19 protein-coding genes are annotated in these 25,519 nt (G+C 42.7%); 12 read left to right on the forward strand and 7 right to left on the reverse strand.

Features of this window, described 5'->3' with window-relative positions; genetic code table 11:
- The first annotated feature begins 3 nt into the window (after positions 1-3).
- Positions 4-2,712, forward strand: coding sequence for a DEAD/DEAH box helicase family protein (locus U5K72_02930; GenBank protein ID MDZ7717760.1), 2,709 nt, complete (start codon positions 4-6; stop codon positions 2,710-2,712).
- A 19-nt stretch (positions 2,713-2,731) separates the two neighbouring features.
- A complete protein-coding gene (locus U5K72_02935) occupies positions 2,732-3,394 on the forward strand; it encodes a type I restriction-modification enzyme R subunit C-terminal domain-containing protein (protein ID MDZ7717761.1) in 663 nt (220 codons plus the stop codon).
- Positions 3,395-3,406: 12 nt separating this feature from the next.
- Here U5K72_02935 and U5K72_02940 read toward each other — a convergent pair whose 3' ends face one another.
- Together U5K72_02940 and U5K72_02945 are read right to left on the reverse strand one after the other, a co-directional pair.
- Entirely contained in the window at positions 3,407-5,356 is a 1,950-nt protein-coding gene (locus U5K72_02940; protein MDZ7717762.1) for a M12 family metallo-peptidase, read from the reverse strand.
- Positions 5,357-5,549: 193 nt separating this feature from the next.
- Positions 5,550-5,828, reverse strand: a complete 279-nt coding sequence (locus tag U5K72_02945; GenBank protein ID MDZ7717763.1) for a hypothetical protein — start codon at positions 5,826-5,828, stop codon at positions 5,550-5,552.
- A 288-nt stretch (positions 5,829-6,116) separates the two neighbouring features.
- Here U5K72_02945 and mnmG point away from each other — a divergent pair, with 288 nt between their 5' ends.
- From mnmG to U5K72_02960, 3 genes are all read left to right on the forward strand, one after another.
- Entirely contained in the window at positions 6,117-8,006 is a 1,890-nt protein-coding gene (mnmG, locus tag U5K72_02950) for a tRNA uridine-5-carboxymethylaminomethyl(34) synthesis enzyme MnmG (protein ID MDZ7717764.1), read from the forward strand.
- Between the two features lie 6 nt (positions 8,007-8,012).
- Positions 8,013-8,651 (forward strand): RsmG family class I SAM-dependent methyltransferase, encoded by a 639-nt coding sequence (locus U5K72_02955; protein MDZ7717765.1) that lies wholly within the window; start codon positions 8,013-8,015, stop codon positions 8,649-8,651.
- Positions 8,652-8,867: 216 nt separating this feature from the next.
- Complete coding sequence (locus U5K72_02960) at positions 8,868-9,824, forward strand: YafY family protein (GenBank protein ID MDZ7717766.1); 957 nt, start codon at positions 8,868-8,870, stop codon at positions 9,822-9,824.
- Between the two features lie 36 nt (positions 9,825-9,860).
- On the opposite strand, the gene U5K72_02965 is transcribed toward U5K72_02960, so the two are convergent.
- Positions 9,861-12,695, reverse strand: a complete 2,835-nt coding sequence (locus U5K72_02965) for a tetratricopeptide repeat protein (GenBank protein ID MDZ7717767.1) — start codon at positions 12,693-12,695, stop codon at positions 9,861-9,863.
- A gap of 8 nt (positions 12,696-12,703) precedes the next feature.
- The gene (locus U5K72_02970; GenBank protein MDZ7717768.1) at positions 12,704-13,270 is read right to left on the reverse strand and encodes a sigma-70 family RNA polymerase sigma factor; all 567 of its coding nucleotides are present in this window, start codon (positions 13,268-13,270) and stop codon (positions 12,704-12,706) included.
- Between the two features lie 169 nt (positions 13,271-13,439).
- On the opposite strand from U5K72_02970, the gene U5K72_02975 reads away from it, so the two are divergent.
- From U5K72_02975 to U5K72_03005, 7 genes are read left to right on the forward strand one after another with little or no spacing between them, the layout of a single operon-like run.
- Positions 13,440-13,892, forward strand: coding sequence for a cupin domain-containing protein (locus U5K72_02975; protein MDZ7717769.1), 453 nt, complete (start codon positions 13,440-13,442; stop codon positions 13,890-13,892).
- Between the two features lie 34 nt (positions 13,893-13,926).
- Entirely contained in the window at positions 13,927-14,199 is a 273-nt protein-coding gene (locus U5K72_02980; GenBank protein ID MDZ7717770.1) for a DUF4242 domain-containing protein, read from the forward strand.
- 55 nt (positions 14,200-14,254) lie between these two features.
- Positions 14,255-14,704 carry a hypothetical protein gene (locus U5K72_02985; GenBank protein MDZ7717771.1) on the forward strand — a complete coding sequence of 150 codons (450 nt, stop codon included), beginning with the start codon at positions 14,255-14,257 and terminating at the stop codon, positions 14,702-14,704.
- A gap of 50 nt (positions 14,705-14,754) precedes the next feature.
- Positions 14,755-16,389, forward strand: a complete 1,635-nt coding sequence (locus U5K72_02990; GenBank protein MDZ7717772.1) for a hypothetical protein — start codon at positions 14,755-14,757, stop codon at positions 16,387-16,389.
- A gap of 39 nt (positions 16,390-16,428) precedes the next feature.
- Positions 16,429-17,163, forward strand: coding sequence for an NnrU family protein (locus U5K72_02995; protein ID MDZ7717773.1), 735 nt, complete (start codon positions 16,429-16,431; stop codon positions 17,161-17,163).
- A 9-nt stretch (positions 17,164-17,172) separates the two neighbouring features.
- Positions 17,173-17,712, forward strand: a complete 540-nt coding sequence (locus tag U5K72_03000; protein MDZ7717774.1) for an OsmC family protein — start codon at positions 17,173-17,175, stop codon at positions 17,710-17,712.
- Positions 17,709-18,524: a class I SAM-dependent methyltransferase gene (locus U5K72_03005; GenBank protein MDZ7717775.1), complete on the forward strand. Its 816-nt coding sequence runs from the start codon at positions 17,709-17,711 to the stop codon at positions 18,522-18,524. The genes U5K72_03000 and U5K72_03005 overlap by 4 nt, the downstream gene beginning before the upstream one ends.
- A 65-nt stretch (positions 18,525-18,589) precedes the next feature.
- Here the strand turns inward: U5K72_03005 and gyrA (U5K72_03010) are convergent, their stop codons facing one another.
- The 3 genes from gyrA (U5K72_03010) to gyrA (U5K72_03020) all read right to left on the reverse strand — a co-directional run bounded on the left by gyrA (U5K72_03010) (position 18,590) and on the right by gyrA (U5K72_03020) (position 25,388).
- The gene (gene gyrA / locus U5K72_03010) at positions 18,590-21,061 is read right to left on the reverse strand and encodes a DNA gyrase subunit A (protein ID MDZ7717776.1); all 2,472 of its coding nucleotides are present in this window, start codon (positions 21,059-21,061) and stop codon (positions 18,590-18,592) included.
- 177 nt (positions 21,062-21,238) lie between these two features.
- Positions 21,239-22,948 carry a DNA topoisomerase subunit B gene (locus U5K72_03015; GenBank protein MDZ7717777.1) on the reverse strand — a complete coding sequence of 570 codons (1,710 nt, stop codon included), beginning with the start codon at positions 22,946-22,948 and terminating at the stop codon, positions 21,239-21,241.
- Entirely contained in the window at positions 22,893-25,388 is a 2,496-nt protein-coding gene (gene gyrA / locus U5K72_03020; GenBank protein ID MDZ7717778.1) for a DNA gyrase subunit A, read from the reverse strand. The genes U5K72_03015 and gyrA (U5K72_03020) overlap by 56 nt, the downstream gene beginning before the upstream one ends.
- Positions 25,389-25,519: the final 131 nt, after the last annotated feature.

Below are 25,519 nucleotides of genomic sequence, written 5' to 3' on the forward strand. Positions count from 1 at the left end.
CGCATGTCAAATTTCAAATTTCTTGATAAAGATTGGCCGGAGTTTTCGGGAGACGCAAAAGCAGTTGAGCGTCTTGTTACTTTTGATCCGCGCGGAGCATGCGGCCGGGCCAGGCATCTTATTGAACAGGTGGTTCTCTGGATGTATGAACATGATGAAGATTTGACGCTTCCCTTCGATACCAGCCTGTACAATATCACCGATGATATCACTTTCAAGAAAATTGTAGGCTACACGGTTTACAACAAAATTAATGTGATTCGGAAGAGCGGTAACCTTGCACTGCATGAAAAGAAACGAATCACAGAAGAGGATGCGCTGCGCATTTGCAAGGAAGTTTTTCATGTGATGTACTGGTTATACCGGACCTACACCACAGACGATCAACCAAAGCCGGAACTTAAATTTCAGGCAGATCTGGTTCCAAGGATTGATGATCAGCCGAAAATATCTCACGACGATCTGGAAGCTCTGAAAAAGGAGATGGAGGAGGAGGCTGACAAACTTCGGGAGCTTCAACAGTCCCTCAAAGATAAAGATGAAAAGCTTGAGCAGCGCAATCGGGAGATCAAACAGATGCGGCTTCAAACCCGCAAGTTCGCAGATAATCACGATTATAATGAGGCCGAAACCAGGGAGCTTCTGATTGATGTGATGCTTCGGGAATCCGGTTGGGATCCGGCGAAAAGAGACGTTCGGGAGTACAAAGTGGAAGGCATGCCAAACGATTCGGGAATTGGGTACGTGGACTATGTGCTGTGGAATGACGATGGCAAACCACTGGCATTGGTGGAAGCGAAACGAACGACACGAAATTATGAGGAAGGCCAACACCAGGCAAAGCTTTATGCGAATTGTTTGGAGAAGCGATTTGGTGTTCGTCCCATCATATTCTTGTCGAATGGGTATGAGATCTGGATCTGGGATGACGGTGAATATCCGCCGAGAAAAATTTTAGGTTTTTATACCAAAGACAGTCTTCAAACACTGTTCTTTCAAAAGAAGAACAAAGAGCCTCTGCATAAAGCCGATATTAACCATGATATTACAGAACGTTATTATCAGATTGGAGCCATTCGGCGGGTAGGTGAGCGATTCCAGGAAGGTCACCGGCGCGCACTGTTAGTGATGGCTACCGGTACCGGAAAAACACGAACATCTATTTCCATTTCGAATATGTTGCTTCAGAACAGGTGGGCGAAGCGTATTCTATTCCTGGCCGATCGGAATGCGTTGGTCAGGCAGGCGTACAGAGCGTATGCAAACCATCTTCCGTCAGTTCCGATTGTTAATCTTGTTGAAGAGAAAGACGATACGGCAGCTAAAGTAGTATTTTCGACCTATCCGACTATGTTAAATCAAATTGAGAATCTGGAAGAAGGCCAGCGAAAATTTGATCCGGGATACTTTGATCTTGTCATTATTGACGAAGCGCACCGCAGTGTGTATAACAAGTACAAAGCTATCTTTCACTATTTCGATTCGCTGCTGCTTGGTTTGACGGCTACGCCTAAAGAAGATGTGGATCATGATACCTATGAACTTTTTAATACCGAACAGGGGAATCCTACTTTTGCATATGGCTTGGAACAAGCTGTAGAGGACAAATATTTACGACCGCCAAAGAAGATCTCTGTTCTTGGTAAATTTCTGACTGAGGGAATCAAGTATGATGATCTGTCTGAAGAAGAAAAGAAGCAATACGATGATCTGTTAGCAGACGACGAAACCGGCGCCATTCCGGACCACATTGATGCTTCACAACTCAATAAGTGGTTGTTCAATGAGGACACGGTGGAGAAAGTCATTAAGCAGCTCATGGAAGATGGGTTAAAAGTAGAAGGTGGAGATCGGTTGGGAGATACCATCATTTTTGCCAAGAACCACAAGCACGCCGTGTTTATTCAACAGGTCTTTGATAAGAACTATCCACACTATGCCGGTCATTTTGCACAGGTCATCGATAATAAAGTGGAAAAATCACAGGATCTGATCGATAAGTTTTGCTCCTCTGAACATAAAAATCCAACGATTGCCATTTCTGTGGATATGATGGATACGGGGATCGATGCGCCCGATGTGGTCAATCTTGTGTTTTTCAAACCGGTTCGTTCGAAGACAAAATTTAACCAGATGATTGGCCGCGGAACTCGCTTTCGTCCTGATCTTTTTGGTCCTGGTGAAGACAAGAAATATTTCCTGATCTTTGATTACTGTGGCAACTTCGAGTTTTTTGATCAAAATCCGGATGGGTATGAAACTGCTGCTGGGCCGTCCGTTAGTGCTCAGATTTTTGAAAAAAGGTTATTGCTCACTGCCAAATTAAAGAACGAGCCCTATAAACATGATGAAGAGTTACAGGAGTACAGAAAAACTTTGCTGGACCAACTTCATCAGCAAGTCTCAAACCTGGAAAGGCAAAGTGTTCAGGTTCGTCCACACCTCAAATTAGTTCACAAACTGGAGGACAGGGCGGTTTGGGAGCATCTTGAATCTCATGAAAGAAAAGAGATTGTACGGGAGCTGGCCGAGATTCTCCCGGTGGACATGAACGAAGATGAAGTTCGCCGGCGGTTTGATCTGCTGATGCTCGTTTTGCAACATGAGCTTTTAGATGGAATTCTGAATGAAAAAGCTACAAAGAATAAAGTCATCGATATGGCCGAGCACCTCTATTCCAAAGAGCCATATTCCTGCCATCAAAAAAGTTAAACCCACACTCGTGAAAGTTTTGAGTGAAGAATTTTGGGAATCACCTACTGTGATAGATTTGGACGAGGTTCGGTCACACATGAGAGATATTGTTGAACTCATTGACAGAAAGAAACAGGCGCCGGTATATACCGATTTTGAGGATACATTTAGTGAAGTGATCGAAAGAGATTCGGACTTTACAGTGGGTGATTCAGCGATCGATCCAAGACGCTACAAGCGTAAAATGGAGAAGTTCATTGAAGAGCATAAAAATCATCTGATCATTGAGAAAATTCGAAAGGCACAACCTCTTACGGATAAAGAGGTAGAAACACTGGAAGAGTTTCTAATCAATGCAGATCCAAATATTAGCCCCAAAGACTTTCATGAAATATTGGGAGAGGGAATGGAACTGGTAACATTTATCCGGGCGGCTTCAGGGCTTGAAAGAGAAGCAGTGATCAAAGAGTTTGAAGATTTTCTGCAAAACCGAAATTTGAGTTCCAATCAGATTCAGTTTATAAACCAGATGATTGAATTCTACACACAGAAAGGTCACTTGGAGATTGCTAATCTGTATGAACCACCTTTTGATTTTATAGATCAAGAAGGCATTGATGGCGTATTCCGAGATAAAAGTAATGTTGTAGATTTGCTGATTGGGAAAGTGAAGAAGTTGAATGAGGTTAAGGTTGGATAGTCTCTCCAATATTTACTTCGCCAGCAACATCTTTTCAACCCTCATCCCCTGGTCCGTTACCATCCTGTAAAAATACACGCCGGATGAAAGACCTCCTGCCTGAAATGGAATTTCGTAGTAGCCTACGGTAAATTCTTCATCAACAATAGTTTGAACGAGTGATCCGACGGAATTGAAGATATCCAACCGAACCCTTGATTGTTGAGGAACCACAATTGGGATTTGGGTTTGATTGTTGTAGGGATTAGGAAAGTTGTTGCCGAGAGTCAGCTCGCCTTCAGAAAAAAGAAACTCGATTTCAATTTCGCTGTTAAGTATTAGTCCTTCCGCTGAGACGCTGTACTCAACAACTTCTTCGGCATTATTGGTGATTGAGAAACTTGCCATACCTGATGCATCTGTATTGGTTTGGGAAGGTGATATAGATGACGAACCTCCCTCAGCTTCAATTTTAACATCTGCATCGGCAACAGGATCGCCATTACTGTCTTGAACAAAAACGGTAACAATACTTTGCTGTATCCCTGTTGCCAAGACCCGATCTCTCGATAAAGTAACTTCTGAATTCGAAAGGCTGATATCGGTAGTAGTGATCTCCCTGACATTTGAATTCTCACTTTGTGTGGTTTCGGCACCACTTCGAACACGGTAGTAATAATGGTTCCCGGGCATAAGATCATCTACCAAAAATTTAGTTCCATTTCCAACATTCCAGTCTTCGTACTCGTTGACGAAGGAATTGAAATCCGGGTCTGTCGATACATCCAGGAAATATCGTTCGGCAGCGGGTACTTCAGACCAACGAGCAGTAAATGAGACAGCATTCACTGAGGCGGGAAACAAGGCTTGTGGTTTTTGGAGTTCAAGGGTTGTGAATGGTTTACTTTCTCCATAGCCAATTCCGGCTGTGTTTGTTGCGTAGGCCTGAACAAAGTAATTGCTGTTTTGATCTAATCCCGTCAACTTATATTCAAACGATCCAACACCGGAGCCGATATTTTGACACTCTCCATTTAAAGCCGGGTTCTCTTCGGAACCCCAGCAAATTCCACGTTGTGAAACATCAGCACCGCCGTCAAAGCTTACGGTACCGCCAACTGTTGCCAGGGAATAAGAGATTTCCGAGGCGGGCGCTGTAGATACTGTAGGCACACTTATATCATTCGATTGTGTTCGATAATTTTCGATAGCGTGCCGAACTTCATTCATGCTCCGGGCATTATCAGCAGGTGAATATTCACCATCATACGAACCTGTGGGAACCCCCTGGTATAATATGTTGGGATTGGAGAAATAATTTACGGCTACGGCCCCCTCTCTGTATGTCATTACGGAGGCGTACTCAGTTGTATTGTTTCCAAACCACCGCCAACCGGTAGAGTAGGGAAAGAGTCCGCCGTCGCTGCCGGCAGCTGAAGAATTTTGATTTCTGCTGTGAGCGTTCCCAAAGTTGTGGCCCATCTCGTGCGCATGCGTTCGTCCGGCTGCTTGCTGAACACGTGAAAGAGAAAAACCATATCGAGGCAAACCGTTTGGGTTGTTGATCACCCAGGCAATTCCGCCCACGTCCGATGTGTTTGTAAAAAGAGCCACAAGATCGGCTGAGTGATTATCTCGTATTTGATGGACTTCATCTAAGAAACCGGCATTTTCTGATCCCCAAAGATTAAAGGAAGGGGAAGCAGTGAGTCTCTGAAGATCAGTCAGTGAATTTCCAGATTCCTCATATTCAACCAGTTGCGAGTGAACCAGACGAAATTCAATATGTACGTTAGAGTTATCGGCAGCAAGCTGGGCTGTGGCCATCGATTGATTTATGATATTTTGAATTCCGCTTGAGTTGGTGTTCGCCCAGTTCATAGCGGATGGAGTATAGACTATTAAAACATCAACTGTAGAAGGGCCGTGATCTTGTTCCGGCATTAAATTTTTTATTGGAGAATTTCCTGTTTTAATACTCATATCATGATTCTGTCCACACTCAAGTTCCTCAGTTTGATGAGGATCTTTTTCAATTAGCAGATGCTGATTCAATGTGGGCGCTAAACGAATTTCATAGAAGGTGTGTTGAGACGGAATATCAATTGAAGAGATTACTTTCTCATCAGAGGGAGAGTAGGAAAGAATGAATGAATTTATAGGCTTATTGTTGATTTTACCAATTGCCGACCATCCTCCATTGTGATAAGTGTATCACTCGTTCAATGGCTACATCAAAAAAATTACCTTTTATGCCGGGTACAGATATCAATTCTGTTTGGCCTGTTTGAATTGAGCGAAGAACGGACCGGTTCATCTCAATGGGAATTGATCTGAGATCACCACCTTGCTTTGCAGTCCATTCAGTTTGTACTTGCTTACCTGTTTCAAATAGTAACGGCGATGAATTTTGTGCAGAAATAACAGTTGCAAATACGAGCAAGTAGAGCTGCAAAAATAGGACTTTATAAATGTTTGAAGACCTGATAGTGAATGTAATTTGTTGTAGTTCTGTAAACGTCTCTGTTCAACAGTATAAATAAATAGCAGAATCTATTAACTGAAGAGTAATATAAAAGTAATCTGAAGTGTAAGCAGTAGAAATTAATTGGGCAAGAAAGCATATATTCTGTCGTTTTTCAGCATTCAGAACCGACATTTAAAAAAGTGCTTAGAAAGCTCTATTTTTGTAGATGTTCGGATAGAATTATAATATATATAAATAAAATAAAAACAAGGGTTTATGAAAAGTTTATATCCCACATATGATGTAATTGTAGTGGGTGCCGGCCATGCCGGAAGCGAAGCAGCTGCAGCTTCTGCAAATATGGGAGCAAAGACTCTCTTGATTACAATGAATTTAGATGCTATCGCAAAAATGTCTTGCAATCCCGCGATGGGCGGTGTGGCCAAAGGTCAGTTAGTCAGGGAGATTGATGCACTCGGTGGTTTAAGTGGAAAAGTGGCTGACAAAAGTGGTGTTCAATTCAGGATGCTAAATAAAAGTAAAGGGCCGGCGATGTGGAGTCCTCGTTGCCAGAGTGATCGTGCCCTCTACTCCAAAACAATGAGAGAGGAACTGGAGAAGATTCCTAATCTCTATTTCAGGCAAGACAATGTAGTTGAAATACTGACAGACGATGATGGAAAAGTTGTTACCGGAGTGGTAACACAAACAGGGCAGAGTTTTGAGTCGAAGTCAGTTGTATTGACGAGTGGCACATTTTTGAATGGACTGATTCATATAGGAGAGAGTCAGTACGGTGGGGGACGATCTGGTGAACGAGCTTCTGTTGGCGTCTCTGCATCACTGGAAAAACTCGGTTTTGAGGTTGGTCGATTAAAAACTGGAACGCCTCCAAGAATTGATGGTCGCTCTGTCGATCTCTCACAACTCGAAATTCAATATGGGGATGAGGATCCGAGTCCGTTTTCGTTTATGACAGATGAGCTTCCGGATAAAGATGATCAGTTGACCTGCTGGATTGGATATACAAACAACGAAGTTCATGAGATGCTAAAGACCGGTTTTGACCGAAGCCCGATGTTTAATGGTCGTATTCAATCGGTGGGTCCGCGTTATTGCCCAAGTATTGAAGATAAAATCAATCGTTTTGCAGATAAGGATCAGCATCAGTTATTTCTTGAACCAGAGGGATGGGATACATACGAGATGTATCTTAATGGTTTTTCAACATCTTTGCCCGAAGATGTACAATATCATGCACTTCGTACTATTCCGGGATTTGAAGAGGCTGTGATGCTTCGGCCAGGTTATGCCATTGAATACGATTATTTTCAGCCTTACCAGGTAAAACGATCTCTTGAGACAAAACGGGTAAATGGGCTTTTCTTCGCCGGACAAATTAATGGAACAACCGGATACGAAGAAGCAGCATGCCAGGGATTGATGGCCGGAATTAATTCAGCCCAATATGTTCTGGAAAAAGAACCTTTTATTTTGAAAAGATCTGAGGCATATATTGGTGTTTTGATTGATGATCTTATTAATAAAGGTACAGAGGAGCCTTATCGAATGTTTACATCAAGAGCTGAGCACCGAATTTTGTTGAGACAAGATAACGCTGATCTGCGTCTGACGGAACTCGGAAAGCGAATCGGTTTAGTTGAGGATGAACGTTATGAACGATACACTCAAAAGAAAACCGAGATAGACAGGTTGTATGATTTGATCAGTGATTATACGGTTTATCCTGAAAAAATGGATCCAATGCTGGTGGAAAATGGCACATCTACACTTTCACAGCCAGTAAAAGCAAAAACTTTAGTTCCTCGTCCAGAACTTCATTTGCAGGATATTTTAAATGCCGATGAAGAACTTCAACAAAAAGTGAATGATATTACCAAAAGTACATATGTCATTGAACAGGTTGAAATTCAAATTAAATATGATGGTTATATCAAGCGGGAATTTGAGATGGTAGAGGAGATGAGCAAGCAAGAGAATACTGAAATACCTGAAAAGATTAATTACGATAAAATTCAAAGCCTTTCTTCGGAGGGAAAATCGAAACTCACAAAAATCCAACCCGAAACCATAGGCCAGGCTTCAAGAATAAGTGGAGTTTCAGCAAGTGATGTTGCAGTATTAATGGTCTATTTAAAAGGGTAGTTTCACGTGAAACATTCTATAAACACCATTCAGGTCGGTCCGGATAAGCTTCAACAAGCCAGGAATCTATATTTTGAACATGAGACAGAGATGGAAACCTATCTTGATGAGCTTCTAAGTTGGAATGAAAAAATTAATCTTGTGAGTCGTAATGTTTCACGTGAAACGATTCGGGAACATATCATTCATTCGCTTCTGCCAAAACCGCTCGGATTAATTCAATGGCATGAGAAATGGATCGATTCAGGGACTGGCGGCGGACTACCGGGGATACCATTAGCTATTTGTGAAAAAGAGATCAGGTGGTATTTGAACGACAATGTCCGAAAAAAAATGAAAGCCGTTGGGGATATTGTAGAGACAATGAAGCTTAAAAATACTGAGGTCATTCCGAAAAGTATTTCATTGGTAGATCTTGAGGAGGGAACTGGAATCGTAACGAAACATGCTTTTAAGATAAAAGATCTACTGAGATTATTGGGGTCGGCTCCATGGCAAACCATTTTAATGTGGAAAGGGGTGGAGGATGTAGAAGAGGAAGTTCGACGAACTCATAAAAATCTGAAGGTGTTAATCTACGAATTCAATTTTGGAAAGGACGAGCCTTTCTATGATGGAAAAGGAATTATAAAAATTGAGAGATAAGCGGCAAAACTTCCTTTAGAATAGGAATAAACCGATAGAAAAATATTGCACATCTTGAATCCGGCGCGTGAGTTCTCTTCGAAAGTGCAGAACTATATTGGGATGTAAAACCATGTGGATTCAGAGCAAAATTCATAAAATGGTTTTTCGATCTTCTTTAGAATAGAATGACATTTCTTACCTTTCAAGTCGTACGATAATCAATCTAAAATATATATGTCCCGACTTAAAAGTTCCGAACGTCGAATGAAATTGATCCTGATGCTGCAGGAATCAAAAAAGAGACTTACTGTTGATGAACTCGCTGAAACATTTGGAGTCAGCAGGCGAACTATCTTCAGAGATTTCAATGTTTTATCGGAAATAAATGTACCCGTTACGTGGGACAAATATAGCGGGTATGGAGTCATGGACGGGTACAAAGTCCCGCCCCTTATGTTTACCGCTCAAGAGCTGGCCACTATTATGGTTGGCCTTAATTTTGTAAAATCCCAGGTTGATAAACAGCTTGTAGATGATGCCAAAGGAGTGGAGTTGAAAATCAAAAATACGATTCCCGATGAGCTGAAGGAATTCATGGATTCACTTAATGACAGAACCGTTGTCGATCCATTTCTTCATTTTGGCCACGAAAAAAAAGAGGGGGGAAACTGGTACCTGATCAGCAGTGCGATTTCACAATCGAAATCTCTGGGATTTTCATACCAAAGTAAGGGTGACAAAAAAGTGACAGATCGGATTATCGATCCGTATCTTCTCATTTTTTACCGCGACCACTGGAACGTTATTGGATTTTCTCATAAAAGAGAGGCAATTCGGAATTTTGTGCTCGACCGGATGAATGAAGTAAAAATTTTGGATCAAAAATTTGACCGAAAATCCGAAATCGACATAGAGGGCTTAATTTTTGGATCTAACGAATCTGGACAATTAATAGAGGTATTGGTACATGAATCCGCCGATCGCGCATTCAGAGCCAATCTGCCGACAAAAATATTTAAGGAAAACCCTATTTCAGCTAAAAAAATTAAGGTTAGTTTTAAATTCGAAAATTTAGACTATATCAATGAATGGCTCCTTCAATTTGGTGATAAGGTTGAGATTATATCTCCGGAAGATTTGAAAGAAAAAAGAAAAGATATTTTGAAGGAGATGATTGCGAAAGTTACATGAGATTCGAAATGACAGAAAAATTTATAAACGTCCATTTTATTGAGAATCTTCAGCAAGTAGGTTTTTGAACTCTTCTAATTTTTCAGGTTTCGTCCACGAATCATAGAGTGTAACAAGATTTTCAATAGCTGTGTGTGTTCGGCTATGAGTATCGCCCAGTTCTTCTGCAAGAATTTTATATCCTTCAATCAAAAGAGGTTCTGCTTCTTCGAACTTCTCCATTGCGGTAAGACACCTGCCCAATCGGCTTTTTATCAAACCGACCATCCAGTGGTTCTCGCCCGAAGAGGAGATTTGAATATCCAATGTTCTTTGAAGCAAGGGTTGAGCCTTTTCGGGTTCCCCGGTATCCAGGTGAATATGGGCAAGCCCAAGAAGCGGATAAGTAATCATGGGATGGTCATTCTCAAAATTTTGCAATAAAACATCGAGAGATTGCTCAAGATACTGTCGGGCCTCCGTGTATTGTTCCTGTCTGATCAGAGTCAACCCGAGGTTGTTCATCGTAAGTCCCGATTCTGAATGGGTTTCACCCAACCGGCTTTGCTGAATCTCAAGCGATTTTCTATAATAATTTTCAGAGGCTTTATAATTTTCTATTCGTCCCATCAAAATTCCCAAACTATTAAGAGTCTGTGAGATATCTGGATGCAGTGAATCAAGAACGTTTTTCTGAATATTAAGTGCTTGTTTTAAATTAACTTCTGACTCTTTGTATTCTTCAATATCAAGCAGAGCTGAGCCCAGGTGATATAAACTTTCTGCAATATCCGGATGTTGCTGATCAAAAATATTTCTTCTTATTTTCAGAGCATCTCTGTGATACTCTACAGCTTTTTCAACCTTTCCCATACGTTCACTAACACGGCCAAGATTGGTAAAGCTTGCCGCTATTCTCGGATGAGTGTCTCCAAAAAGTGTCCGATATAAATTCAGTGATTCAAGGTAATAATCGCGGGCTTCGGTGTATTCTCCCTGGCTTTCCATAAAATTACCAATATTATTGAGATCGTATGCAACTGACTCATGTGATTCGCCAAAAATTTCACGGTTCATGTCCAGCGCCTGCCGATAATATGGTTCGGCCTCATCAAACTCCCGTAGCTCTTTTAAAACGATGGCCAGGGAAGTCATTGTATTGGCAATGGATTCGTCACTCTCTCCGTAAAGCTCGCGTTCCATTTGAAGAGCATCTCTGAGATAATTTTCTGCTTCTGAGTACTGGGCTCTATTCCAATAAAGAATTCCAAGGTTGTGGAGACTTTCGGCTATGTCATTATGGGGCGGAGTAAAATGATTTTCGCGAATCTGGTAGGCCCTGTTTAAAAGCTCATCCGCTTTTTCATACTCTCCCAGGTTCATGTACACACGTCCGGTAAGATCAAGCATTTGTGCCTGCACTTCCGGCTGTTCTTGTAACTGTTCGGCCTGATTAATACCACTTTCAAGAAGTTGGCGGGCAGTAACATTCTCACCCAGGGATTCGGAGGGATCACTGGCCTCAAACATACCCATCATAAATTCAGTTACCTGTTCCGCTTTCTCAGTTTCTTGTTCCGCTTGTTCCAATGCAGTTTGCGTGCGCTGGGAGTGATAGGTGATGGTTACTGCATAACCGATCAATAGAAGAATAATGACAGCAGTTGAAGCGACACCAATTTTATGGCGCTTTATAAATTTTTGGCTGCGATACAGGTATGAGTCGGGATGAGCGGAAACTGGCTTCCCCTGAAGGTAATTGTTGATATCAGATGCAAAGTGTCCGGCGGATTCGTACCTGCGATCAGGCTCCTTGTGCATTGCTTTGAGAACAATGATATCTAACTCTCCGCGCAACTGGCGCTGAAGCTGTTCGGGATCTGTTTTTCGAACAGAACCGATTTGCTGAGGAGTTACGGTTGAATCTTGATCAGGAATTTTGGTAATAGCTGTACTCGGTCGGGTGGGGATACTTTCACAGATAATATGTTCGATTTCACTGGGCGACCGGCCGGAAACATTGTAGGGTGTACAACCCGCAAGAAGTTCATAGAGTAAAACACCAAGCTGATAGATGTCGGAAGCCGTTGTAATGGATTCACCACGAATCTGTTCCGGGCTTGCATATGCAGGAGTCAGCGGCAGTAAACCGGTTTTTGTGACGGGCCTCGAACCTCCCAGGATTTCATCAGGTTTCAGGGCCTTGGCAATTCCGAAATCCAGCAGTTTCACGGATCCGTCATCTTCCACAAAAATGTTGGAAGGCTTGAGATCCCGGTGAACAATCAATTTTTGGTGAGCAAATTGAACGGCATTGCAAACATCTTTAAAAATCTCAAGCCGTTCTTTTACTGTAAGATGATTTTTGTCACAATATTCGTCAATGGGCAATCCTTCCACGTACTCCATGGCAAACCAGGGCTGACCGCTTTGCGTGATTCCGCCATCCATCAAGCGAGCGATGTTTTTATGAATCAGGGAAGCAAGGATTTGTCTTTCGGCCAGAAACCGCTGTTTCTGTGTATCCGAAATAAAACTGGTCCGAAGCAATTTCAGCGCTACTTGTTGATCATATTGTCCATCAGATCGTCTGGCCAGGAAGATACTTCCCATACCTCCATGCCCTATCTCTCTGATTATTTTGTATTTACCTATAACCTGATCTTTGTATGAATCTGTTTTAAACCGGGCAAACAGTGATTGCTTTAATTCCTCCGGCGATTTATCAAGAGGCCCCGGGTTTTTATGGGCGTCAAGCAGAGATTGGACCTCTTCCAGCAATTCCCTGTCATCCCCGCAGGCTTCCTTCACAAAACTTTCCCGTTCTGATGATTCAACTTCCAGGGCATTCGAAAAGATCTGTTTGATTTTTTGCCAGTTCTCAGTTGCCATAATATTAATTAGTTACTGTTATCAGCCAGCTCCCGATTTAACCAGGCACGCGCCATTTTCCAGTCGCGGCTGACGGTAGGCGTTGATATGCCGAGCGTTTCAGCAGTTTCCTCAATCGTTAGTCCTCCAAAGAACCGGCATTCAACCACTCGAACCTGCCTTTCATCCAATTTTTCAAGCTTTTTGAGTGCTTCATGAACAGAAAGGAGGTCATGTATATTCATTTCTGTAATGGCGTCCGCTTCTCCCAGGGTTACTCTCTGTTGCTTCCCACCTCGTTTTTGAGCCTGTTTTTTTACTGCGTAATCCACAAGAATATTTCGCATAACCTGTGATGCGATACCAAAAAAGTGAGATCGGTTTTGCCAGTCAATCCGGTTAAAGTCTACCAATTTAAGATATGCTTCGTGAACCAATGCTTTTGTGCTTAAAGTGTGGCCTGCCCGTTCACCCAAAAGACGCTGGTGAGCCATTTGCTGCATTTCATTGTAAACAAGTGGCATTAGCTTATCCAGAGCTTGGTTTTCGCCAGATGCATGGGCCTCAAGAAGTTTTGTAATTCTATTTTTCTCCATTCACCTCTCTGTGTTTTGTGACCTTTTTTTAATTCTCTCACGTGGTAAAAAATTAAATGATAAAGAGTTATCGTTTTTTCGGCTTTTATAAGTGAGAGGATGTTTTAACTAAATCATTAAAAATCATTAACACTATATAATTAAACAAACAAAACAGACTATTACCATTATGAACCAAATATTTAAAACAACTATAAATCTGAGTATAATCATTTTTCTAATTCCTACAGCAATTCTGGCTCAAAGTGAAAGTCCTGAGAAGGCTTTTACGACAGAAAAAGAGTCCGCGAATCTTGAATGGGGACCGTGTCCTGAATTTATGCCGGAAAGTTGCAGTATTTCTGTTCTTCAGGGAGATCCATCTCAGCCGAATACAGATATCTTTTTCAAAATGCAGGGGAATACCAAAGTTCCGAATCACTGGCACAACTCAGCCGAACGGATGGTTCTCATAGCAGGAGAAATGACGGTAGATTATGAAGGACAATCGCCGGTTACAATAACCACTGGAGAGTATGCATATGGCCCACCGGAATTGCCACATACTGCTTCTTGCGAATCGAGTGAGCCATGTGTGCTTTTCATTGCATTTAACGAACCTGTAGATGCTTTTGAAAAATAACTATAAGTGATTTAAATACAGCTATTTAGAAATCATGAAAAAATATATTATTGAACGGGAAATCCCCGGAGTGGAAAAGCTTTCAGAACGTGACACAAAAGCAGCCGCATTACAATCAAACCGGGCCCTCGCCGAATTGGGTCCGGATATTCAGTGGCAGCACAGTTATATCAGCAAAGACAGAACTCACTGTGTGTACATCGCCAAAGATGAAAACATTATCAGAAAACATGCGGAGAAAATAGGCACTCCGATTATATCCGTCACAGAAGTAAAAAGCATGTGGGACCCGACAACTTCAGATTGATAAATGATGAGATCAAAAAAGAATCTTATTCCATTTAACCAAAAACACCGATGCCATGACTACCCAAAAATTAAAAAAGATCAACACAGTAATTTTCTCAATTTTCTTAATTCCGGTTACCATTTGGAGTCAGCCACATTCAGACATAACAGTACAGGGGGAGGTATCAGGATTTGACTGCGCGGTGGTTGAAGTTCTATGTCCCACAACCCATCGAGGTGCCGATTATACGAACGGTATATTTACCGAAGAAAAGGAGTTCTTCTTTGTGGTAAATATTCCACAAAGCTTTCTGCGCCAATATTTTCGTGAAACGTTTGTGGTAGAAGGCGCCATGTATGAGCCATATACCAAAGCTGTAGAACCAGAAACCATTCAGTTGATCGAAAATGGTGAACGGCGTCTTGTTTATGAATCCGGCTACTTTATTGATGGAGAAGGCCGACGCGCAACATTCCAGGATGGTGTGGTGCAAAATGGTGAATGGACTGTAGAGGAAGAATAATATCACTCTATAAATAACAGAAATAGATAATCTTAAAAAAAGAGAGAGTTATGAGTAATTATAAGCATCTAATTATTAGCATTATCATATTGATATCATTGATTATATCCCACAGGTTAAGTGCACAAGAACATATGCACGAGGAATTTCCTGTTGGAGAGGATACCCCAATTGGAGAGGTGAATTTTGAAGCCAATTGCAGTGCGGAGGTTCAGGATGATGTGAATCGGGCTTTGGGGATGCTGCATCACATGATGTACGAAACATCCCGGAGCTATTTCGAAGCCATTTCAGAAACCGATCCCAATTGTGCGATGGCTTACTGGGGAGTTGCAACTACTCTGTTTCAACCTCTTTGGGGAACCCGTCCAAGTGAAGAAGATATTCAGCAAGGCTGGCAAACCATCAACAAAGCGATAGATGTGGCCGAATCGGAACGCGAAAAACTGCTGATTCAATCAACTGCCGGTTTTTTTCGTGAACCGGAAACGGCCGATTTTCAAACCCGGATCCGGCGATGGACGGAGGGAATGGAGGATGTATATGAATCTTATCCCGATGATCTGGACATTGCAGCATTTTATGCACTTACACGGCTTACAATTGCACAGTTTGCAGAGAATTCTTCCCCGCTTCTTGATGAAGCTGAAACGATTCTTCGTGAGGTTTACGAACAGGAACCCACACATCCGGGTGCCATTCATTACACAATACATGCAACCGATATCGACGGACGTGCAGAAAATGCCCTGGATATCGTTGAAGCATACGGTGAAATTGCCCCGGACGTTCCCCATGCACTCCATATGCCCACGCATATCTATGTTCGGCTGGGTGACTGGCCAAATGTGATTGACTGGAATCTGAGGTCAGCCGAAGCGGCTCTGAATCATCCGGTAAATGGAGCCGAATCCCACCATTACCTCCATGCAATGGACTATTTGGCGTATGCCTACCTGCAACAAGGTAAAGACGACATGGCTGAAAAAGTATTCAAAGAAGTGTTGAATAAAGAGAAGCACCAGGCGTCATTTGTAAGCGCATTTCACTTATCTGGAATTCCCGCACGCTTGGCCGTGGAACAAAGAGACTGGGAGCGGGCTACAGAACTGGAGCCGCGAACTCCGGCTTATCTGCCCTGGGATGCATCTCCCTGGCCTGAAGGAATGACGTGGTATGCGAAAGGACTGGGGGCCGTGCACACCGGCGATCTTCACTCTGCAAAAAAATCGGAACAGAAACTCCGTGAACTACGCGACCGGGCAAGTGAAAGTGGATCCGATAATATGGCCAATTATATAGAAATTGAGCGCCGGGTTTTAGAAGGCTGGATTGCACATGAAGAGGGCGATGCTGACCGGGCGGTTGAATTGATGAAATCAGCAGCCGATCTGGAAGAAACCGTTGAAAAGCATCCGGTTACGCCGGGAGCGTTGCAACCGCCATACGAAGCTCTTGGTGACCTGCTCCTGGAACTGGATCGTCCGACCGAAGCACTGAATGCGTATGAGGCCTCTGATGACATCTGGCCGGGCCGAATGAATACTCTTCTGGGTGCTGCCGTTTCAGCCAGGGTGATTGGTGAACATCAGAAAGCCAGAAGCCACATTGCAAAATTGTTGCAAAGTAGCAGAATACAGGAAATCTCATCAAACACTGAATTCATTGGTGAAGTGGATAGATGACAAAGAAATAATCAAAAAATCAAACGAGGTAATTTTACAATGGGACGAATACTCTCTTTTATCTACGGCATTGTAGCTTATGTTATTTTTTTAGGATCCTTTCTCTATGCCATCGCATTTGTTGGCGACTTTTGGGTTCCCAAAACGATCAATACGGGAACAGACGCTTCTTCGTTGGGAACTGCTTTACTGGTAAATGCCGGATTGCTTGGGCTGTTTGCCGTTCAGCACTCGGTTATGGCACGGCAGGGATTTAAGAAATGGTGGACCCGTATCATTCCAAAACAGATAGAACGCAGCACCTACGTGCTCATCAGCAGTTTGCTTTTGATATTGCTTTTCTGGCAATGGCGTCCACTGCCGGAGGTAATCTGGAGTGTAGAATCCGGTTTGGGATATTATCTGTTGATGATACTGTTTTGGATTGGATGGGCAATTGTATTGCTTTCCACATTCATGATCAACCACTTCGACCTGTTCGGCCTGCGGCAAGTTTACCTGCATTTTAAAAAGGAAGAAATCACGCCGGTGGAATTTAAAGAACCCGGAATGTATAAGTATATGAGGCATCCGCTGATGTTTGGATTCCTGGTTGCTTTTTGGGCCGCTCCAACCATGACTCTCGGTCATCTTGCATTTGCGATTGCTACAACAGGGTATATTTTTGTGGGAATCTGGTTTGAAGAGAAAGATTTGATTCGATTTCACGGAGAAAAATATAAGGAATACAGGAAGCGCGTAAGAATGCTTCTACCGATTCCAAAAAACAAGTAAGAATGGCTTATGACGAATACCAAAACCATTAAAAAAGCTTTTGAACGAATTCGAACGCTTGTAAAAAAGAAACCTGAAATCGGTCAGAAAACAGTTAGCACCAACGTGCGGCTGAAAGAGGGAACCACCTGCGAAGTTGTACACAAAGACTGGACTTTCAAGGTTGATATTGGGCAATCAGAGGGAGGCAATAATGCAGGCCCCGGTCCGGGTTTGCTTCAGCGAGGAGCGCTGGGCGGTTGTCTTGCAATCGGATATGTGCAGCAAGCGGCGGTTATGGGTGTGCCAATCAACCATATTGAAGTAGAAATTGAAGCCGATAAGGATTTACAGGGCAGATTCGGGATTAACAACTCATCGCCCGGAAGTTTGCAGATTCGATATAATATTAAAATTGAAAGCCCGGCTTCGGAAGAAGATATCCATAAGGTTGTTGAAGAAGCCGACCGGTTTAGTCCTGTTTTGGATGATTTTCGAAGGGCTGTTCCCGTTGAAAGAAATTTGGAAATTCGTAAAACCGAACAAAAGAGTAAGGAGGAACACCAATGAAACCAGCACTTCAACGACGTGTTCAGCGATATGGTTGGGATAAGGCTTCTGCAGTTTATGAGGATTCCTGGAAAACCCAGTTAAAACCTGCACAGAACAAACTACTGGAGATGGCTGATCTGAAACCCGGTGAAACGGCTCTGGAAACAGCCTGTGGCACAGGCTTGGTCACATTTCGAATTGCAGAGGCTGTGGGGCCCTCAGGCGAGATTGTAGCCACGGATCTTTCGGAGGAAATGATAAACCTGGCCCAAAAAACTTCGGAAGAGAGAGGAATAGAGAACGTAACCTATAAAAGAATGGATGCGGAAAAGCTGGATTTAGAAGACAACCGGTTCGATGTTGCGATCAATGCGCTCGGATTGATGTACATACCCGACCCGGTTCAATCTTTAAAAGAGATGCACAGGGTTTTAAAACCTCACGGACAGGCCCTGATTGCCATTTGGGGAGAGCGAAAAAACTGTGGTTGGGCCGAAATTTTTCCAATCGTTGACAAACGAGTGGAATCGGATGTTTGTCCGTTATTCTTTCAACAAGGAACCGGAAATACAATTGAGATTTCAATGTCAGAAGCTGGTTTTAAAGAGATTAAGACAGAACGGTTTTCTGCAGATTTGTACTATCCTTCAGATGAATTAGCACTCTCGGCGGCTTTTGCGGGCGGACCTGTGGCTCTTGCTTATAAAAAATTCGATAAAAAAACCCGTGAGGAAGCTCATCAGGAATATCTTGACTCTATTGCTGTATATAAGAGTGACAAAGGCTACAATATTCCCGGAGAATTTGTAGTGGCTGCAGGAGTAAAATAACGTGAGTATAAAAAAAAGGCTCTCAAAAAATGAGAGCCTTTTTAAGTTTATATGCGAGTAATAAATCAGCTTACGACGGGTGGATCGGTTTCATCATCCTCTTCATTAACAACTCTGGTGATCGCTGCAATCTTACCGTCGTCATCCAGTCTCATGATTCGAACACCCTGTGTATTTCGACCCATTGTACGGATTCCTTTACACTGCATCCGAATCACTTTACCACGTTCGGTGATTACCATCAGGTCGTCATTATCAGAGACCTCTTTGAGTGCAATCAGGTTCCCGGTTTTTGGAGTCACTTTTAAGGTGATGACCCCTTTACCTCCACGGCTTTGCTCACGATAATCATCAACCAGTGACCGCTTTCCGTATCCATTTTCTGAAATGGCCAGAACCGTTGCCTCATGTGTATTTTTAATGACCACCATATCCACAAGCTCATTATCTTTGCCGAGGGTCATCCCGCGAACACCGGAAGTGTTTCGTCCCATTTCGCGAGCTTCCTCTTCATGGAAACGAATAGCACGTCCTTTCTTATTAGCAAGAATAATATTGCTGTCTCCATCTGTGAGTGCAGCTTCTAAAAGACTATCACCTTCCCGAATATTTATAGCAATTATTCCATCTCTTCGCGGTCGGCTATAGGCTTCAAGAGATGATTTCTTCACCTGCCCCTCTTTTGTTGCCATGATGATTGAGTGGTTGTTGATGTAATCTTCATCATCAAGAGTTTTGACAGGTACGAAAGTTTTTATGGTATCATCTTTCTCAATATCAATAAGATTTACTATGGCACGGCCTCTGGATAAGCGCGAGCCTTCAGGAATTTCGTACACTTTCAGCCAGTAACAATTTCCTTTCTCTGTAAAGAACAGAATATAGTTATGATTGGTTGCCACAAAGAGATGTTCTACATATTCATCATCTTTGGTTGTGGTTCCCTTCATACCTTTACCGCCTCGACGCTGTCGCCGATATCCACTGACCGCCATTCGTTTGATAAATCCCTTATTGGAGATTGTTACAACAACGTCTTCGTCGGCAATCATATCTTCTACACTGAAATCGTCGGCTGAGTAGATGACTTCAGTCCGGCGTTCGTCTCCGTACCGGTTTTGCAGTTGTAACAGTTCGTCTTTAATAATCCCTTTTTGTTTGTCACGATTGGAGAGAATAGATCTGAATTCTGTAATTTTATCAACAATATCTCTGTATTCCTGATCTACTTTCTCACGTTCGAGGCCTGTCAATTTTTGAAGTCTCATATCCAGGATCGCTTTTGCCTGGATATCGGTGAGAGCAAATTTTCTGCGAAGCTCTTTGTTTGCTTCCTGTGGATTGTTGGAAGCACGTATAGTTTTGATAACTTCATCAAGATTGTCGAGCGCAATCTTCAGGCCTTCTAAAATATGAGCTCTGGCTTCCGCCTGATCGAGATCATAAATAGTTCGGCGGATGATGACTTCAACCCTATGATCAATAAACCGTTCAATTAACTCTTTGAGCGGCATTACTTTAGGGCGACCTTTAACCAGTGCAAGATTAATCACACCAAATGTTTGTTGCATCTGTGTGTACTTGTAAAGCTGATTTAATACGATACCCGCATTTGCATTTCGTTTGAGAACAATAACCATTCGAAGTCCTTCACGGTCTGACTCATCCCGAATTTCTGATATTTCCGAGATCTTTTCGTCGTGTACTAAACGGGCAATTTTTTCAATAAGAGTTGATTTGTTGACCTGGTATGGAATTTCGGTAACAACAATCTGTTCTCGATTGCCACGTAACTCTTCTACATTAGCACGGGCGCGCATTGTTATTTTTCCACGGCCGGTGTTATAGGCTTCTTTCACGCCTTCATATCCGTAAATAATACCGCCGGTTGGAAAATCAGGTGCGGTAATATGTTGCATCAACTCCTTTGTCTCTATCTCAGGATCATCCAAAACAGCAACCGTTCCATCAATAACCTCATTTAGATTGTGAGGTGCCATATTGGTGGCCATTCCCACGGCAATACCGGAAGCTCCGTTCAGTAATAAGTTGGGTAGCATTGAGGGCAGAACAGTCGGCTCGGTAAGTGTATCATCAAAGTTGTCCTGGAAATCAACCGTGTCTTTATTGATATCGGTGAGAAGCTCTTCTGCAATTCTCTGCATCCTTACTTCTGTGTACCTCATGGCCGCGGCGGAATCACCATCAATAGAACCGAAGTTCCCCTGACCATCTACAAGCGGGTAGCGAAGTGAAAAATCCTGAACCATGCGAACAATCGAATCATATACCGCCGAATCGCCATGGGGGTGATACTTACCCAAAACCTCACCAACAATACGGGCACTCTTTTTATAATTTCGGTTGTGAAGCATACCCAAATCGCTCATTCCATAGAGAACGCGCCGGTGTACCGGTTTCAAACCGTCTCGCACGTCCGGCAGAGCCCTGGATACAATCACCGACATCGAGTAATCGATGTACGACGATTTCATTTCATCTTCAATTGTTATTGGAATAATCTTTTCACTTGCCATGTATGTAGATATTTAGTCTTGAGTCGTGTGTCTTGAAATTCTTATTGTTTTAAATATATCATTCAAAAGTGGTACGGATGTATATTGTTTGTGTCAGGCATGATTTGAAGCACCAGCGGGACGCTTGCGCTATCTTATAAAAACACTTTTCACTTTTGCCTTTTTAGTTTTCACTCATTAAATGTCGAGAGTAGCATATTTGGAGTTTTGTTCGATGAACTCTCTTCGTGGTTCAACATCTCCTCCCATTAAGGTAGAGAACATCTTATCTGCAGCAGCAGCGTTTTCCACAGTTACCTTCTGTAAAGTTCTTGTTTCGGGATCCATTGTGGTTTCCCAGAGTTGTTCGGGGTTCATTTCTCCAAGACCCTTATAGCGTGAAACATCAAACTTAGTTCGTGATTTTTTGAGTTCTTTAACGAGCTTATTTCTTGTCTCCTCATCCCAGGCATATTCAATTTCGCCGCGGCTTTTTGTGATTCTGTACAGAGGGGGAGTGGCAATGTAAACATGACCGTGCTCAATCAGTGGATGCATATACCGATAGAAAAAGGTCAAAAGCAATGTCCGGATGTGAGACCCGTCCACATCAGCATCTGTCATAATGATAATTTTATGGTAACGAAGCTTCTCTAATTCAAACTCCTCTTCGTGGCCAACACCCGTTCCGAGTGCGGTAATCATCGCCTGTATCTCCTTGTTTTCAAGGATCTTATTAATCTTGGCTTTTTCTACATTTAAAATTTTACCACGCAAAGGTAGAATGGCCTGAAAACTTCTGTTTCGCCCCATTTTTGCAGATCCGCCGGCAGAGTCACCCTCAACGAGATATACTTCACTGTGAGCCGGATCTTTAATTGAACAATCCGCCAGTTTTCCGGGGAGTCCGCCGCCGCTCATTACACTTTTACGCTGGATCAACTGGCGCGCTTTTCGTGCAGCTTCGCGAGCTTCGGCTGCAACAATTACTTTCTCCAGGATTTTTTTGGCGGTTTTTGGATTCTGCTCGAGATACTCACTCAATTTTTCATAGAGAATAATCTCAACAGCGCTTTGAACTTCCGAGTTACCAAGCTTGGTTTTGGTTTGGCCTTCAAACTGCGGTTCAGCAACTTTAACACTGAGAACGCATGTCATCCCTTCGCGAAAATCTTCGCCCGATACCTTAATTTTGCTGTTCGATTTAATAATGTTGTTTTTATCTGCATAATTCTTAAAGCACCGGGTTAATGCACGCCGAAAACCTGAGATATGCGTTCCGCCTTCGCGCGTATTAATATTGTTAACGTAAGAGTGGACATTTTCGGTGTAACTGTCATTGTACTGGATTGCCACCTCAACGGGCACATTATCCTCCTCGCCTTCAATATACATCGGCTCATCCATTAGAGGCTCACGTGATTCATCAAGATATTTCACAAAATCTTTTACACCGCCGGAATAGTGAAAGCTAACTTTTCCTTCATCTTCCTCTTCAGCTCGTTCATCAATAATATCAATAGAAATTTGCGGATTCAGGAAAGCAAGCTCCCGCATTCGGTCTGCAATAATATCAAATTTAAACTCAGTTGTTTGAGTAAAAATCTCCGGATCGGGCTTAAATTTGATAACAGTTCCGGTGTCTTTAGTTTTGCCGGTCTTCTTGAGAGGCACCTTTGTGCCGCCCTTTTCAAATTCCATTACATAGATCTCTCCATCCCTGTGAATTTCTGCATAAAAATGGGCAGAAAGCGCATTCACACAACTGACACCAACACCGTGCAAACCACCGGATACTTTGTATGATTGCTTATCAAATTTTCCGCCGGCGTGCAGTTTGGTCAAAACAACTTCAACAGCGGGTAGATTTAGTTTTGGATGAGTATCTACCGGAATCGGTTTCATCATCCTCTTCATTAACAACTCTGGTGATCGCTGCAATCTTACCGTCGTCATCCAGCCTCATGATTCGAACACCCTGTGTATTTCGACCCATTGTACGGATTCCTTTACACTGCATCCGAATCACTTTACCACGTTCGGTGATTACCATCAGGTCGTCATTATCAGAGACCTCTTTGAGAGCAATCAGGTTCCCGGTTTTTGGAGTCACTTTTAAGGTGATGACCCCTTTACCTCCACGGCTTTGCTCGCGATAATCATCAACAAGGGAACGCTTTCCGTATCCATTTTCTGAAATGGCCAGAACCGTTGCCTCATGTGTATTTTTAATGACCACCATATCCACAAGCTCATTATCTTTGCCGAGGGTCATCCCGCGAACACCGGAAGTGTTTCGTCCCATTTCGCGAGCTTCCTCTTCATGGAAACGAATAGCACGTCCTTTCTTATTAGCAAGAATAATATTGCTGTCTCCATCTGTGAGTGCAGCTTCTAAAAGACTATCACCTTCCCGAATATTTATAGCAATTATTCCATCTCTTCGCGGTCGGCTATAGGCTTCAAGAGATGATTTCTTCACCTGCCCCTCTTTTGTTGCCATGATGATTGAGTGGTTGTTGATGTAATCTTCATCATCAAGAGTTTTGACAGGTACGAAAGTTTTTATGGTATCATCTTTCTCAATATCAATAAGATTTACTATGGCACGGCCTCTGGATAAGCGCGAGCCTTCAGGAATTTCGTACACTTTCAGCCAGTAACAATTTCCTTTCTCTGTAAAGAACAGAATATAGTTATGATTGGTTGCCACAAAGAGATGTTCTACATATTCATCATCTTTGGTTGTGGTTCCCTTCATACCTTTACCGCCTCGACGCTGTCGCCGATATCCACTGACCGCCATTCGTTTGATAAATCCCTTATTGGAGATTGTTACAACAACGTCTTCGTCGGCAATCATATCTTCTACACTGAAATCATCGGCTGAGTAGATGACTTCAGTCCGGCGTTCGTCTCCGTACCGGTTTTGCAGTTGTAACAGTTCGTCTTTAATAATCCCTTTTTGTTTGTCACGATTGGAGAGAATAGATCTGAATTCTGTAATTTTATCAACAATATCTCTGTATTCCTGATCTACTTTCTCACGTTCGAGGCCTGTCAATTTTTGAAGTCTCATATCCAGGATCGCTTTTGCCTGGATATCGGTGAGAGCAAATTTTCTGCGAAGCTCTTTGTTTGCTTCCTGTGGATTGTTGGAAGCACGTATAGTTTTGATAACTTCATCAAGATTGTCGAGCGCAATCTTCAGGCCTTCTAAAATATGAGCTCTGGCTTCCGCCTGATCGAGATCATAAATAGTTCGGCGGATGATGACTTCAACCCTATGATCAATAAACCGTTCAATTAACTCTTTGAGCGGCATTACTTTAGGGCGACCTTTAACCAGTGCAAGATTAATCACACCAAATGTTTGTTGCATCTGTGTGTACTTGTAAAGCTGATTTAATACGATACCCGCATTTGCATTTCGTTTGAGAACAATAACCATTCGAAGTCCTTCACGGTCTGACTCATCCCGAATTTCTGATATTTCCGAGATTTTTTCGTCGTGTACTAAACGGGCAATTTTTTCAATAAGAGTTGATTTGTTGACCTGGTATGGAATTTCGGTAACAACAATCTGTTCTCGATTGCCACGTAACTCTTCCACATTAGCACGGGCGCGCATCGTTATTTTTCCACGGCCGGTGTTATAGGCTTCTTTCACGCCTTCATATCCGTAAATAATACCGCCGGTTGGAAAATCAGGTGCGGTAATATGTTGCATCAACTCCTTTGTCTCTATCTCAGGATCATCCAAAACAGCAACCGTTCCATCAATAACCTCATTTAGATTGTGGGGTGCCATATTGGTAGCCATTCCCACGGCAATACCGGATGCTCCGTTCAGTAATAAGTTGGGTAGCATTGAGGGCAGAACAGTCGGCTCGGTAAGTGTATCATCAAAGTTGTCCTGGAAATCAACCGTGTCTTTATTGATATCGGTGAGAAGCTCTTCTGCAATTCTCTGCATCCTTACTTCTGTGTACCTCATGGCCGCGGCGGAATCACCATCAATAGAACCGAAGTTCCCCTGACCATCTACAAGCGGGTAGCGAAGTGAAAAATCCTGAACCATGCGAACAATCGAATCATATACCGCCGAATCGCCATGTGGGTGATACTTACCCAAAACCTCACCAACAATACGGGCACTCTTTTTATAATTTCGGTTGTGAAGCATACCCAAATCGCTCATTCCATAGAGAACGCGCCGGTGTACCGGTTTCAAACCGTCTCGCACGTCCGGCAGAGCCCTGGATACAATCACCGACATCGAGTAATCGATGTACGACGATTTCATTTCATCTTCAATTGTTATTGGAATAATCTTTTCACTTGCCATGTATGTAGATATTTAGTCTTGAGTCGTGTGTCTTGAAATTCTTATTGTTTTAAATATATCATTCAAAAGTGGTACGGATGTATATTGTTTGTGTCAGGCATGATTTGAAGCACCAGCGGGACGCTTGCGCT

It is taken from the genome of Balneolaceae bacterium (assembly GCA_034521495.1).
Classification (GTDB): Bacteria; Bacteroidota; Rhodothermia; order Balneolales; family Balneolaceae; genus Rhodohalobacter.